Annotated in this window: 15 protein-coding genes; 7 read left to right on the top strand and 8 right to left on the bottom strand. The window is 49.2% G+C overall.

The window, feature by feature from the left end; all coding sequences use genetic code 11:
- Nucleotides 1-40: 40 nt before the first annotated feature.
- Entirely contained in the window at nucleotides 41-694 is a 654-nt protein-coding gene (locus MKQ68_RS05765) for a MarR family winged helix-turn-helix transcriptional regulator (protein WP_264282469.1), read from the bottom strand.
- Between the two features lie 314 nt (nucleotides 695-1,008).
- Nucleotides 1,009-2,808 carry an AMP-dependent synthetase/ligase gene (locus MKQ68_RS05770; protein ID WP_264282470.1) on the bottom strand — a complete coding sequence of 600 codons (1,800 nt, stop codon included), beginning with the start codon at nucleotides 2,806-2,808 and terminating at the stop codon, nucleotides 1,009-1,011.
- A gap of 99 nt (nucleotides 2,809-2,907) precedes the next feature.
- On the opposite strand from MKQ68_RS05770, the gene MKQ68_RS05775 reads away from it, so the two are divergent.
- On the top strand, nucleotides 2,908-3,477 hold the full coding sequence (locus tag MKQ68_RS05775; RefSeq protein ID WP_264282471.1) for a Crp/Fnr family transcriptional regulator: 570 nt from the start codon (nucleotides 2,908-2,910) through the stop codon (nucleotides 3,475-3,477).
- Nucleotides 3,478-3,678: 201 nt separating this feature from the next.
- Entirely contained in the window at nucleotides 3,679-4,815 is a 1,137-nt protein-coding gene (locus MKQ68_RS05780; RefSeq protein WP_264282472.1) for an FAD-dependent monooxygenase, read from the top strand.
- Here MKQ68_RS05780 and MKQ68_RS05785 read toward each other — a convergent pair.
- Together MKQ68_RS05785 and MKQ68_RS05790 are read right to left on the bottom strand one after the other, a co-directional pair.
- Nucleotides 4,812-5,276 (bottom strand): hypothetical protein, encoded by a 465-nt coding sequence (locus MKQ68_RS05785; RefSeq protein ID WP_264282473.1) that lies wholly within the window; start codon nucleotides 5,274-5,276, stop codon nucleotides 4,812-4,814. The genes MKQ68_RS05780 and MKQ68_RS05785 overlap by 4 nt on opposite strands.
- A gap of 65 nt (nucleotides 5,277-5,341) precedes the next feature.
- On the bottom strand, nucleotides 5,342-5,662 hold the full coding sequence (locus MKQ68_RS05790) for a hypothetical protein (RefSeq protein ID WP_244839903.1): 321 nt from the start codon (nucleotides 5,660-5,662) through the stop codon (nucleotides 5,342-5,344).
- 269 nt (nucleotides 5,663-5,931) lie between these two features.
- Here MKQ68_RS05790 and MKQ68_RS05795 point away from each other — a divergent pair, with 269 nt between their 5' ends.
- From MKQ68_RS05795 to MKQ68_RS05805, 3 genes are all read left to right on the top strand, one after another.
- Nucleotides 5,932-7,275 (top strand): glycosyltransferase, encoded by a 1,344-nt coding sequence (locus tag MKQ68_RS05795; RefSeq protein ID WP_264282474.1) that lies wholly within the window; start codon nucleotides 5,932-5,934, stop codon nucleotides 7,273-7,275.
- A gap of 154 nt (nucleotides 7,276-7,429) precedes the next feature.
- Nucleotides 7,430-7,720, top strand: a complete 291-nt coding sequence (locus MKQ68_RS05800) for a PepSY-associated TM helix domain-containing protein (protein ID WP_264282475.1) — start codon at nucleotides 7,430-7,432, stop codon at nucleotides 7,718-7,720.
- 5 nt (nucleotides 7,721-7,725) lie between these two features.
- Nucleotides 7,726-8,682, top strand: a complete 957-nt coding sequence (locus MKQ68_RS05805) for a PepSY-associated TM helix domain-containing protein (RefSeq protein WP_264282476.1) — start codon at nucleotides 7,726-7,728, stop codon at nucleotides 8,680-8,682.
- An 8-nt stretch (nucleotides 8,683-8,690) separates the two neighbouring features.
- Here MKQ68_RS05805 and MKQ68_RS05810 read toward each other — a convergent pair whose 3' ends face one another.
- Nucleotides 8,691-9,128 (bottom strand): response regulator, encoded by a 438-nt coding sequence (locus MKQ68_RS05810; RefSeq protein WP_244839906.1) that lies wholly within the window; start codon nucleotides 9,126-9,128, stop codon nucleotides 8,691-8,693.
- 334 nt (nucleotides 9,129-9,462) lie between these two features.
- On the bottom strand, nucleotides 9,463-9,936 hold the full coding sequence (locus MKQ68_RS05815; protein ID WP_264282477.1) for a CinA family protein: 474 nt from the start codon (nucleotides 9,934-9,936) through the stop codon (nucleotides 9,463-9,465).
- A 297-nt stretch (nucleotides 9,937-10,233) separates the two neighbouring features.
- Here MKQ68_RS05815 and MKQ68_RS05820 point away from each other — a divergent pair, with 297 nt between their 5' ends.
- On the top strand, nucleotides 10,234-10,944 hold the full coding sequence (locus tag MKQ68_RS05820) for a DNA alkylation repair protein (protein ID WP_264282478.1): 711 nt from the start codon (nucleotides 10,234-10,236) through the stop codon (nucleotides 10,942-10,944).
- Between the two features lie 121 nt (nucleotides 10,945-11,065).
- On the opposite strand, the gene MKQ68_RS05825 is transcribed toward MKQ68_RS05820, so the two are convergent.
- A complete protein-coding gene (locus MKQ68_RS05825; protein ID WP_264282479.1) occupies nucleotides 11,066-11,812 on the bottom strand; it encodes a rhamnogalacturonan acetylesterase in 747 nt (248 codons plus the stop codon).
- Nucleotides 11,813-11,926: 114 nt separating this feature from the next.
- Here MKQ68_RS05825 and MKQ68_RS05830 point away from each other — a divergent pair, with 114 nt between their 5' ends.
- The gene (locus MKQ68_RS05830; RefSeq protein WP_264282480.1) at nucleotides 11,927-12,439 is read left to right on the top strand and encodes a hypothetical protein; all 513 of its coding nucleotides are present in this window, start codon (nucleotides 11,927-11,929) and stop codon (nucleotides 12,437-12,439) included.
- A 67-nt stretch (nucleotides 12,440-12,506) separates the two neighbouring features.
- Here MKQ68_RS05830 and MKQ68_RS05835 read toward each other — a convergent pair whose 3' ends face one another.
- The gene (locus MKQ68_RS05835; protein WP_244839912.1) at nucleotides 12,507-12,851 is read right to left on the bottom strand and encodes a hypothetical protein; all 345 of its coding nucleotides are present in this window, start codon (nucleotides 12,849-12,851) and stop codon (nucleotides 12,507-12,509) included.
- Nucleotides 12,852-12,944 lie beyond the last annotated feature (93 nt).

Here is a 12,944-nt window from a genome sequence, read left to right on the forward strand (position 1 = left end):
ATATGGGTAGACAAATACCCAGCTACACACAGCTTACGCATTATACGCCGGCAGGTTCATCGCCGCGTAAACTCGCATATATAATTTTTCGCTCGTTATTGAAAAGATGGTCATGGTAATCGTCCAGCTTGCTCAGCAGGAACAACAGATCGTGTTTTTCCTCCCTGGACAGGTTGCCGGAAGCCAACGTACTCACTCTCGCCATTTTCGCAAACACCTCCGTTAATACTGATCTGCCTTTCGGCGTGAGACTCAGTAACTTGCTACGCTGGTCGGTCGTGTCGTCCTGCTGGTCTACCAACCCCGCGTTTAACAGGCGGCGGATGATTTCCATACCGGTAGGCTTTTCGTGAATGTTTTTCGTGATCAGTTCTGTTTTTTTCAACTGACCGTCCTTGAGCAAAGTGGCCAAATAACTGAACTCTTCTGCGCTCTGTAGCGGGGTGTGCTGCAGCGCGTTACGCGAATACAGGCGAACATAGCGGTGCAGCCGCACTACCTTTCGCCCGATAGCTGTTTCGAGGGTAACATCTACTTCTGTGTTATCAGACTGTTTCACTGTTTTCCGCTCTCTGCGCACCTTGTTCCCCAGCCAGCTGGCAAAGTCCGATATATCGGCCTGCCCGGGGGCTCTGTGCTCCTGCTCGAATGTTTCGAGGTGAGCGACGAGGGAGGTAAGTAATGCATAATTCATAGTCGATGGTATAAATTAGTGTGTATAAATGCTTTCCTTATTTCTTTTAGTTTGATGACATCTTATTCACTATGTTGCAATACTTCTCCGTTACCAATGGCGTATATATACAAGCATAAAATGTCTGTTGTCTTAGCTCGGGTTTACTCCGTTTGCGGGCCTCAGGGACGGGGGTAGTGTTTTGCTGTAACCAGATTTTGGATTTCCTTGCCTTCTAATAGATCACGCATCACGGGTACCGAGTTTTAGTTCACGGCCCTTAAGTTAACCACACTTCGCGAAATTGACAGATTTAATTTGTTAATGGGCAGAATTTATGGATGAACATCATAAATCCGTTCGATGGCATCCTTATATTTCTCCATCACGATCTTTCTCTTAAGGCTGAGCTTGGGCGTCATTTCCCCGGTTTCGATGCTCCATTCACGAGGCATGAGTTCGAAACGTTTGATCTGTTCCACATGGTTAAAATAGTTATTAAAACTCTCGACCACTTCTTTGAACATTTCCAGCACTTTGGGTTCGCGTATAGCAGCTTCATTCGTCGTAAACGTGAGGCCGTTTTGCGGCATCCACTGCTTTAACATCGTGAAGGATGGAACAATGAGGGCGCCTACAAACTTGCGCTCGTTACCTACTACCATGATCTGCTCCACGAAGGGGCTTTCTTTCATTTTATTTTCGATCGGCTGCGGGGCTACATACTTGCCGCCGCTGGTCTTGAACAATTCTTTTTTACGGTCGGTGATCTTCAGGAATTTCTGATCGATCCACACACCAATATCCCCCGTATGCAGCCAGCCGTCAATAACGGTTTCTGCGGTAAGGTCGGGGCGTTTATAGTAGCCTTTCATGACGGTAGGGCCTTTCACCAGGATCTCTCCATCTTCTGCTAACTTTACTTCAATGCCGGTAATAGCCGGGCCTGTTGTACCAAAGTAGCGGTCGCCCAATGGCTTCTTGCGGTTCACGCTGATTACCGGGCTGTTTTCGGTGGGGCCGTAGCCCTCGTATACAGGAATTTGTGCGGCGTTGAAAATACGCAGGAGTTTTTCGTTACAGGCGGCGCCACCGGTTACAATAAAGGTGATGCGACCACCGAGCGCCTCGCGCCATTTACTGAACACGAGTTTGTTGGCAATCCTAAGTTTAAAATTATACCAGGCGCCATGATCTTTCTTCACATCGTATTTGCCTGCGAGCGATACCGACCAAAAGAAGAGTTTACGTTTAAGGCCGGTAAGTTCATTACCTTTCGACATGATCTTCTCGAACACCTTCTCCAGCAAGCGCGGCACGGTAGTAAATCCATCGGGTTTGATCTCGCGGAGGTTGTCGGCGATTTTTTCCATACTCTCGGCGTAGTAAATACTGATGCCGCTGTACAGGTAGATATAAGTACATGTTTTTTCGAAAATGTGATTAAGCGGCAGGAAGCTCAGTACCTTCGACTCCGGCGCATCTTCAAAAGGAAAACTTTCTTTGGAAAAGAATACGTTGCTGATGATGTTGCGGTGCGTGAGCATCACGCCTTTCGGCTGGCCGGTGGTGCCTGAGGTGTAGATGATCGTCGCCAGGTGTTCCCAGTCAATTTCCGCCTTCACCTTTTCCACTTGTTGCAACAGTTCGGGCGTAGCACCGTCCATTACTTTGGTCCAGTGATCGGCCTGTGGCGTTTCGTCAAACGTAAAGATGTTACGCAGGGAGGGAACATCATGGCTGATGCTGCGTGCTTTTAATAACAACTCTTCGCTGCTTACGAACAGGTATTTAACAGCCGCGTCGTTTAAAATGAATTGTAATTCCTGTACGCTGCAGGTAGGGTAGATGGGCACCAGGATGGCGCCAGTCTGTTGTACGGCAATATCCGTAAACACCCATTCCGGACGGTTGTTACTGATGATGGCGATCTTATCGGCGCCTTCCGGCGTGTAGTCGTTACCGCTTACACCCAGTTGCAGTAATCCTGCGCTGAATTTGTTAGTGATCGTGCTAACATCTTGCGTACTGTAAGGTTTCCATTCGCCGTTCACCTTCGATACCAGCATCTCCTGTTTCGGGAACTTCTCTGATTGGAACTTAACAGCGTCGAACAGTCTGTATGGTTTTAACATAAACGTAGGGAATTACAGATGGAAAGATAAAAAAAATCTGCAATGTGGGTTGCAGTAATAAAGTTAAAGTCTGCTATCTTTATCGTTTAACCGGATCATATGACCCCTTTTACAGCAGCCATACATACGATAAGTCCATTGTCGCCCGCCACTATAGCAGCTTTCGATGCGGAAGTAATTCACATGCCCAGGGTACAACGATACACGCAATTACTGGAAGTGGGCGATGTGGCCCGGCAGTTTTTTTACCTGCAACGCGGCCTGGCCCGGGTGTATTATTACCATAAGGGTGTGGATGTGACAGACTATTTCGCTATCGATCAGCAGTTTATCGGCGGGGTGGAAAGTTTGTTTACGGGGCAGGCATCTAAAAAGGCGATACAAGTGCTGGAGAACAGCGATGTGTATGCTATTTCGTCGGAGGCATTGGAAAGACTGAGCCGCGAATACCATGAAGTGGAACGTGCCGGCCGTCGCCTTGTTACCTTCGCCTTCCTGGAAGGACAACGCCGTATCGAGTCCATCCGCTTTCACGAAGCAAAGGAGCGGTACCGCGAGCTGGACCAGAAGTACCCGGGACTGCTGAATCGTGCGCCGCTGAAGTATGTGGCGTCGTACCTGGGTATCACGCCCGTGAGCCTTAGCAGGTTGCGGTCGCAGCTGGATTAAACCGCACAGCTATGAACTATGTTGCACCTCACCCCGGCCATTACACCCGTAAGCCCGGGCATGTTGCCAGCGCAGCTGGATGGATGCGCGCACCGCTGAAAAACATGATGCAGTTCAACTGGTTACGCTCACAGGTTGCGCCCTCCCAATTAATTATCATATGAAAAGTGATTTTAGTTTTGTTTGCTTCAACTTTGCAGTATGAAAGTAACGATTCTCGGCGCGGGTATAGCAGGACTTACCACCGCCATTGCCCTGAAAAAGGCCGGCATACCTGCGCAGGTATTTGAGGCCGCCCCACAAATTAAAGCCGTAGGCGCCGGATTAGGATTAGCGCCCAACGCCATGTTGGCCCTCCAGAAACTCGGACTCTCCGAAAAGATCATTCCCCTCGGCGCCCGTTTACCCCATTTCTCCATTCTCACCCGCGAAGGCAAAGTCATATCGCGCAACGACAGTAACGTGATCGGTGAAAAGTATGGGTTGGATAACTTTACCATTCACCGTGCGGAATTACATGAAGCGTTGTTGTCGGAGTTGAATCCCGCTGATATATTCACCGGCAAACGTGCTGTAGACCTGGAACGGATTGGCAAAAGCATCCGTTTACATTTTGCAGATGGCAGTACCCACGATACCGATTGCCTGCTGGTGGCAGATGGTATTAATTCGGCCGTACGCGCGAAAATAGTACCCGATGTGCAGGTGCGTTATTCCGGATACACCTGCTGGCGTGCCGTGATTAATTATACCGGAGATGAGCCGCCCGGTGCCACAGAAACCTGGGGCGCACAAGGCCGCGTGGGCGTGATACCTTTAACGAAACAACGCATCTATTGGTTTGCCTGCATCAACGCCAAGGCCGGCGAGCAACGCTATCGTAATTATACTGCCCGCAACCTGTACGAACACTTCCGTCAATACCACGATCCCATTCCTTCACTGCTCGCACAAACCCAGGACACGCAGCTGTTGAAGAACGACATTTACGACCTGAAGCCCCTGAAACGTTTCGCTTACGGGAATGTATTGTTACTCGGTGATGCCGCGCACGCCACCACGCCGAATATGGGACAGGGAGCCTGCCAGGCAATTGAAGACGCAGTGGTGTTAGCCGACGAGTGGCAGCGGCATGGTACGTTCGAATATGCATTCCCCGCATTCGAACAACGCAGGCTTGCACGAACGACAGATATTATCAACCAGAGCCGTACGATCGGGCAGGTGGCGCAGTTAGAGAACAGCTTACTGATCGGCGCGCGCGATTTGCTGCTGCGGTCTATGCCAGCCTCGTTCCGGATGAAGCAGTTCGATAAATTGTATACCGTAGACTTTTAATCTTCTATTTTAGGTGGTCGGTTAGCCATTACGCCCCACACCAGGTTGATGAGGTATATCACCTGCGCAATGGCCGGCACTACTGCGGGTGCTGTAACCAGCAGTACTGAAATCCATACTGTGCGTTGATAAGTGCTCACGTCCACATAAGCCTGTTGGCCTGCAGCGCCGCGCACAAACCAAACGAAGAAGCCAACGATCAAAACATACGTGAGTAACATCAGCGCAACAGACACCCAGCTGAGTGTGCGGGAACGTAAGTGTTTATCAGTAATACGGTACAACAACCAGTTCACGATAAAGAAAATGATGACGGGCAGATACAGATAGATAGGGGAGATCACGAAGTAAGTGTCGTGCATGTGGATGTCGAAGCCCTCCGGCTGCAATGGCCATATGAGTAAGGTAATAAGGCTGGGCAACAACAACCAGTTATAGGGCTTGTTCAAAAAGTTACGCATAAGGCGAAGATAAAAAAAAGGCATAACGTGATGTCATGCCTTTTTTTCTTTAGTTTGATACGATACTACACCTTCGACGATGTATACTTAGGCAGCACGAACAACTTTACGATCGTGTGTGCCACGATGGAAAGTACCACTACCACCAGCAGTAACAACGCCTGTTTGCCTGCAGTATCAAAAAGATCGACAATGGGAGAAATACCTTTACCTGCGTACAACACGGTAACCAGGTAAGCAATGACACCCGTAATCCATAACGTGAGATGTGACCAGAAATACTTCTTCTTTTGGAATCCTGTTTTGCCGAAGGAGGTAAACAGCAAAACAACGTGCGCAATAAAGAAAGCAATCGCTAACACGAGCATTGAGGTAAAAGCAATCATAGTTGTATATGGTTTAATAGTTAGTCATGCTAATTTAATCATTCTGATGAGAAAAACAAGAGCAATCACTGCGATGAAAACGTGCTAAATGGTATGGAAATAAACTGTTTAAACATGCAATACCGCTGAAGTGAGTGACACAACGGCGGCTGAAAAGCGAACCTGATGCTGGTACCCCTCGGTAGAAGTACGTAATCCTGTAAATCACGATTGTAACGGAAGTACGGTCCGTTTTTGTGGAGTTACTTTGTATCGTAAAACAGTTTGACATGCAACCCCAAGAACGTAAAAAAATACTCTTTGCGAACATGGCCGCAGATGGCCACTTTAATCCCCTCACCGGTATAGCGGCCTGGCTGCGCGACCAGGGGCATGATGTACGTTGGTACACCAGCAAGTTTTATGAAGAAAAGATACAGCGAATGAACATTCCCACCTATCGTTACAAACGTGCGCTGGAAGTGAGTGCCGAAAATATGGACGAGGTGTTCCCGGACCGCGAGGAAAATAAAGGCAAGCTGGCCAAGTTGAAATATGACATGAAGAATTTCTTTATCCTGCGCGGACCTGAGTTTGCGGAGGACATTAAAGAGATTTACGAAGAATTTGCCTTTGACGTATTGGTAGCCGACATCCTGTTTGTGGGTGCCCCGCTGGTGCGGGAGGCACTGAACGTACCAACGGTGATCATCGGCGTTTGTCCGCTCATGGAAAGCTCCCGCGACCTGCCGCCTACCGGTATGGGCATGGTGCCGGCGAGCAACTTCCTCGGCCGCGTGCAACACCAGCTGCTGCGCTGGTTTGCACGTAAGGTGATCTTCAAAGAAGTGGGCGATTTTATGAACGAGGTGTACGCACGCTATGGCATTGCTCCCGTTAAAGGCGTATTGTTCGACGGCTGGATGCAGAAGAGCGACCTGCTGCTGCAAAGTGGTGTGCCCGGTTTCGAGTTCAAACGCAGTGATATGAATCCAAACGTTCGTTTTGTTGGTGCCCTGCTGCCCGAGCATTTGAAACAGGCGAAGCCATTTAAACTCGGCTATAAACTTGCCCATTACAATAAGGTGATCCTCGTAACGCAGGGCACTGCCGAACGGGATGTGGAAAAGCTGCTGGTACCCGTGCTGGAAGCTTACAAAAACACCCGTTACCTGGTGGTGGCGACCACCGGCGGCTCCCGCACCCAGGAGCTGCGTGAGCGTTACCCGTTCGATAATATTATCGTGGAAGACTTCATCAACTTCAATGAAATCATGCCCCTGGCCGATGTGTACGTGACCAACGGCGGTTACGGGGGTGTGATGCTGGCCATTCACCACGGTTTGCCGATGGTGCTGGCGGGTATACACGAGGGTAAAAGCGAGATCACTGCCCGCGCCGGTTATTTCGGATTAGGTGTAAACCTGCGTACCGAAACGCCTTCGGTAAGCCAGCTGCGCGGTGCGGTAGAAAAGGTGCTGAAGGAGGAAACGTACCGTACGAACGTCGCCAAACTGGGGGCGGAGTTCGCGGCATACGACACCAACCGCCTGTGCGAACAGCATATCATGGAGCTGCTCGACAGCCGCGCTCCGAAAGTACGCCGCCTGTCCGGACAGTTCTCCCTTTCCTGAGTCGTCTTAACAGTTATATACCCCCTAAACCGCTGCCTCGTGGAATTGGCAGCGGTTTTCCCTTTTTGATAAAAAAATTCCCGATCCGATCTAACCGGCAAAAAGAGGCATAGTACTTTTGAGGATTATGCAACCCGGAAAAGGTAACAATACTGTGGAATCAACTAAAAATCAAGCTCCTAAGAAGAAAAAGCAGGGCAAATCGACGTTCGGCCGCGTAAACGCATGGCTGCACCTCTGGCTGGGCCTGGTAAGCGGCATCATCGTGTTTATCGTGAGCGTGACGGGCTGTATTTATGCGTTTCAACGGGAGATTACCGACATCACACAACCTTACCAGTTTGTAGAACAACAGAACAAGCCTTACCTGCCGCCATCCCAGCTGCGAGCTATCGCCGCGAAGGAGGTGTTTGGCGAAAAAGGGGAGGGGGTGTTAATAAACTGAGCGGCGTGGCTTATGGTCCGGGTAAATCGGCGATTGTGAACTACGGTAACCGCAAAGACGGCTTCAAAGCTGTTTACCTGAACCCTTACACCGGCGAGGTGGTCGGCAAAAAGGACTGGAACAAAGACTTTTTCCGTTTCATCCTCGATGGTCACTTTTACCTCTGGATGCCGCCTGCGATCGGTCACCCGGTGGTAGCCTGGGCCATCCTGATCTTCGTGGTGTTACTGATTACCGGTTTAATTATGTGGTGGCCCAAAAACCTGAAGAAGGGCAACCGCGACAAAAGCTTCAAAATTAAGTGGGGCGCGAGCTTTAAGCGCGTGAACTACGACCTGCATAATGTACTCGGCTTTTATGTAATGCTGCTCGCCCTGGTCATCTCCCTGACCGGGCTGGTATGGGGCTTCGAATGGTTTGCCAAGGGCAGTTACTTCGTGGCATCCGGCGGTAAAACGCGCCCGGTAGTTCGTGAGAAGGTGTTTTCTGACAGCACAGCACTGGCGAGCGTGTCGTTACCGGAGGACAAACTGTTTGCACAAATGCACCAGCAGTACGTGGGTAAATACAAATACCTGTCTGTTTCCTTCCCGGCTGCCAAAGCAGATCCGATCGTCGTAAACTTCAACCCCGACGATAAAACTTATTACCGCCGCCTGTTCCGTTATTTCGACCGCCATTCCCTGGCGGAGATCCCAAGTAAGGCCTTGTACAGTAAAGAGTATGAAAAGGGCTCTTTTGCCGATAAGCTGTACCGTATGAACTACGATATTCACGTGGGAGCTATTGGAGGATTAACCGGTAAAGTAATCGCCTTTTTCGTTTCGCTGATCTGTGCTACGCTGCCGGTGACAGGCTTCCTGGTATGGTGGGGTAAACGCAAAAAGAAACCGGCTGCGAAAGGCATCAGGGTGCCAAAGCCAGCCGGTAAAGCTTCCATTCCGGAAGTATCTATCGCTTAATAATATTGTTACATGCTCATGAGTGCCGGGAACGTATAGCGTTTCTGGCTAAACTCGTAGAAGCGTTTGCCAGTGGTAAGGCACTCCTCGAAAGTGTTTGGTTTGATTACGTAAGAGCTTGCGCCCATGGCCATGCATTCCTTCATCTGTATCTCGTTCAGTGAAGTGGAGAAGATGATGATCGGGATATTACGGTAGCGCTCGTCCGCCTTCAGTATTCTGAGCGTTTCGCTGCCCGATAACTTGGGCATGTTCAGGTCTAAAATGATCAGGTCCGGTAAATTAGATTGTATTTGTGTTTGTTGCAGGTAATCGATTACCCCCGTGCCATCCTCCACGAAATAGATATTGGGAGACAGGGACAGTTCGTCAAATACGATCTGCATGATCGAACGGTCTTCCGGATCATCATCGGCCAGTAATATTTTAACGTGCTGGTTGCTCATAAATACTTCAAAAAAATTTTCTCTGTCTTAAGCGGTGCTGCATGTTGGCATTAGCTGAAATGCACAAAATTCCTTCGCTGAAATAAGGTGTTACTATCAAAATTGGTACAGCCGTTAAAATGGACTGCTTTTCGTTTCAGATAAAGCTAAAATAAGTCTTTCTCTTTCATCATAGATAAATGAAATATTTGTTCTTTTAATTTGTAAAGTGTTTAATTTGATTTGCTTGTACAGGCGTTGAATCCATGATTGCATTTTAAGTAGACGGCAGTGGTGTGGATGTATTTCTACGATCCGGAGGACGTATAGTTATGATAAATTCTATGCCAGAATACTACTTGTTCAAGCATTGGGCGAGCAGTTCCAGGGCTTTAGAGGCGAACTCCCGTTGTACGGCCTCCATTTCTTCTTCCTTCGGGATAATTTTTTCTGATAACACTATTTTACCCTGGAATGAAATGGCAACGTAGGCAAACAGGTTATAAACCTGCTGTTCCGGAACCGGCGTTGCGTATCCTGTAATCGCGAGGCCGTAATCACTGAGGAACATCCTGGCTACACCGAGGCTCATTTGCTCGGCCACCTTACCGGAAACACAGTTGGTATTATTTGCTTCTATTGGTTCCACCCCAAGGTGCAATGTTTTTTGCCCGAGGTTATAGGCCGTAATGCCTCCCTGGAAAAACTGCGTCGCATTTTTTTCGAGCGATAAAAGTGACTGTATATGTCCGGACGTAACACTTTCGGCTACGGCGAGGCTGTGGGAGGATTGTGCAAGCTGTTGGGCAATGTCCTGGCTGTAAGGCATAACGTGTGTCTTTTTTAGCAAGACCGGTTCAAGTTTTATGCCATGGGACGGAAAAGAAAAAGGGCGGTAAGAATACCGCCCTCAAAAATTTTAACCATATCTTATGAAAAACCTACACCAAAGGTACGCCCGGTGGGTATATGGTGAGAATGGCGTTTCGTGAACGGCCGGTTTTAGTTGGTAAACGTAACAGTTTAGCCGTTGTTAACAACCCATTAACGAGCTATCGAGCTTTGGTCCTGCCTATGTGGCTGGATGTGAATCAATTGCGTTATATTTAGGTATAAAATCGCCTTTATGAGTACCGCTGCAAGCATTCTGGCCGAGCTGGAGAAGCTGGGCACTGCCCAAACCAGGAAAACCTGGCTGAACCACGGCGCGCAGGAGCCGATATTCGGTGTGAAGGTGCAGGATATGAAGGTGATACAGAAGCGCGAGAAGAAGAATTACCCGTTATCCATGGAATTGTACCGGACAGGCAACGGCGATGCTATGTACCTGGCCGGCCTCATTTCCGACCCGGTCAAAATGACAAAGGCGGACCTGCAGGAGTGGGCCGACCTGGCTAACTGGAGTATGGTGATCGAGTACACCGTTCCCTGGACTACCGCCGAAAGCAGGTTTTCCCGTGAACTGGCCATGGAGTGGATACAATCAGCCGATCCCAAGCTGCGTGCTTCCGGCTGGAATACCTACAGCTCACTGGTTGCTATCAAAAGCGATGCGGAGCTGGATACCACCGAAATTACCAGGCTTATTAATAAAGTCGGCACTGACATCCACACCGAAGAGAATCGCGTTAAATATACCATGAATGGCTTCCTGATTGCGGTCGGGTCCTATGTGCCCGCTTTATCCGGGATAGCGGAAAAGCAGGCCGCAGCGGTCGGCCAGGTTACCGTCGATATGAACGGTACGGCCTGTAAAGTGCCGGATGCCGTAGCCTACATTCAAAAGGTGGCGGCAGCAGGAAAGCTGGGTAAGAAACGAAAAACGGCCTTCTGCTGATAGCGGCGTTATAGTGGAACGGTATAGCTGTTACACAGGGCTAACAAAGGAGTTGCCATGGACTTCCTGTAGCATTGTAGCAGAATTATAGTAGAATTACAGTAGAATTAGCGCCTACTTTCTACCGTTTAACCACCCTCTCTGCCAGCTCTAGCCCCAGTGCTTTTATGTCCTTCAATACCAGCTGCGCTACCAGTCTCGCGCCCAGTTCTGAAAAGTGCGTATTATCATCCTTACCCCCGGGATAATTCGGGTGTTCGCCCGGCTGCAACTGCAGGAACAGGAGTTTGGACGTTTCGGGACCGAACTGCTGGTATAATTTACGGCTGGCGGCATCCAGGTCGATGAGGGCGACTTTTTGCGCGGCGGCTACTTCGAGTACGTAAGGGGTATAATCATGCGTTTCGGGAACAACACCGGTGCTATCGAACCGGCGGCGGCTTACGGGTGTGATCAGCACTGGGGTTGCGTTCTTTGCACGGGTTGCCGTAATGAACCTGGTAAGGTTAGCTTTGAACTGCCCGGGCGTGGTGTAGCTCTTCTTCGTCGATACTTCATCGTTATGACCAAACTGGATCAATACATAGTCGCCTTCCTGCAGGTCGTTCTCTATCTTTTGCCACAAGCCTTCGGTAATGAACGTGCCCGAGCTGCGGCCATTCTTTGCATAATTCTCCACGGTCACCGTAGAATCGAAGAACCAGGCGAAAGGCGTTCCCCAACCGGTTTCGGGATAGGCACGCGGTTCTTTAACAGCCATGGTGGAGTCGCCAGCCAGGTATACTTTTATTTTCTTTTTTGGAATGATAAATGATGATAACAGCAGCAGGGAGCCTGCCAGTAGCAGGTTGGTAGTAGATCTGGCCATGAATAACGTGAATTTACAAGGCATCAAAATAAGGATTGTCGCCAAGTGATGAACGTTTTTCTACGCAAACGATCCCGAGATATGTATTAATTTGTCAATTCAAATATCCTACTGATGAAAAGAACCATTTTGCCCCTCATGGCATCCATGCTGCTGCTGCTCGCGGTGAGCTCAGCAAGCGCTCAATTGAAACGTTTTAGTATCGGCCCTTATGTAGAAGGCGGCTTTCCTGTCGGCGATCTTAGCGAAACCCACAACACTGGTATCGGTGCCGGTTTAAATGCCGATATCAAACTGCTGGCAGGCTTTACCGCGACGGGCTCCGTTGGTTACATGCACTTCCCCGGTAAAGATATTACGCTCGACAATGGGGTAGAGGCGGAAGTAAAAAGCTTCGATGCTATTCCAGTACGACTGGGTTTAAAGTATAAGCTGTTTTCGGTGTTGTATGCGAAGGTGGAGGCAGGAACAGCGCATCTTACCAAAGAAGATGCAGGAACGGCGTTTATCGTATCGCCTGGTGTAGGTGTGCGCATCCTGATGTTCGACATCCAGGGTAAGTATGAAGCCTGGTTCCGGGATGGTTCTGCGGGCTTCCTGGGTGTAAAGGCCAGTATCAACTTTTAAGCGACAGAAGATAATAGAAAAGGTTCCCTGTTCCGGAAAGGAGCAGGGAACCTTTTTGCGCTGCACCTTAATCGGAGATGCTGACATTAGTGCGCATGCGCGATGTTTTTACTCTCTTAACGGTTTGTGCTTCTACCATCAGGTACATCAGCAGTTCCACCGGCATCGCGTAGGTTTGCTCGCGAATCTGGTTAAGTTCGTTGAACATGCCAAAGCGCTCGAGCACGGGTGCCAGCTGCGTTTCCAGTAAGGTGTCGTTAGCCGGCATGCCAAACTGCACCGAGGTGAAATCTTCGTTCACTCCATGGATCTGCAGCACGACGAAAAACGGTTTTAACACCGCGCCGGGCAGAAAGTGGGAGGAAGGAAACCGTAAATAGATTTGTTTCTCCGTCACGTTTGTGTAGGTCATAGATCGGAATTGATAGAAATATATAGCCTTGTTACGTTGGTTTGGGTGATCCCCTTCGTCTTTAGAACAGCATAGATAAATAAAAAGTTCTGG

The organism is Chitinophaga horti, assembly GCF_022867795.2.
GTDB lineage: Bacteria > Bacteroidota > Bacteroidia > Chitinophagales > Chitinophagaceae > Chitinophaga > Chitinophaga horti.

Excerpts from the sequence above, each read along its gene's own strand:
- MKQ68_RS05765 (WP_264282469.1), bottom strand. The coding sequence starts at position 694 with ATGAATTATGCATTACTTACCTCCCTCGTCGCTCACCTCGAAACATTC.
- MKQ68_RS05770 (WP_264282470.1), bottom strand. The coding sequence starts at position 2,808 with ATGTTAAAACCATACAGACTGTTCGACGCTGTTAAGTTCCAATCAGAG.
- MKQ68_RS05775 (WP_264282471.1), top strand. The coding sequence starts at position 2,908 with ATGACCCCTTTTACAGCAGCCATACATACGATAAGTCCATTGTCGCCC.
- MKQ68_RS05780 (WP_264282472.1), top strand. The coding sequence starts at position 3,679 with ATGAAAGTAACGATTCTCGGCGCGGGTATAGCAGGACTTACCACCGCC.
- MKQ68_RS05785 (WP_264282473.1), bottom strand. The coding sequence starts at position 5,276 with ATGCGTAACTTTTTGAACAAGCCCTATAACTGGTTGTTGTTGCCCAGC.
- MKQ68_RS05790 (WP_244839903.1), bottom strand. The coding sequence starts at position 5,662 with ATGATTGCTTTTACCTCAATGCTCGTGTTAGCGATTGCTTTCTTTATT.
- MKQ68_RS05795 (WP_264282474.1), top strand. The coding sequence starts at position 5,932 with ATGCAACCCCAAGAACGTAAAAAAATACTCTTTGCGAACATGGCCGCA.
- MKQ68_RS05810 (WP_244839906.1), bottom strand. The coding sequence starts at position 9,128 with ATGAGCAACCAGCACGTTAAAATATTACTGGCCGATGATGATCCGGAA.
- MKQ68_RS05815 (WP_264282477.1), bottom strand. The coding sequence starts at position 9,936 with ATGCCTTACAGCCAGGACATTGCCCAACAGCTTGCACAATCCTCCCAC.
- MKQ68_RS05820 (WP_264282478.1), top strand. The coding sequence starts at position 10,234 with ATGAGTACCGCTGCAAGCATTCTGGCCGAGCTGGAGAAGCTGGGCACT.
- MKQ68_RS05825 (WP_264282479.1), bottom strand. The coding sequence starts at position 11,812 with ATGGCCAGATCTACTACCAACCTGCTACTGGCAGGCTCCCTGCTGCTG.
- MKQ68_RS05830 (WP_264282480.1), top strand. The coding sequence starts at position 11,927 with ATGAAAAGAACCATTTTGCCCCTCATGGCATCCATGCTGCTGCTGCTC.
- MKQ68_RS05835 (WP_244839912.1), bottom strand. The coding sequence starts at position 12,851 with ATGACCTACACAAACGTGACGGAGAAACAAATCTATTTACGGTTTCCT.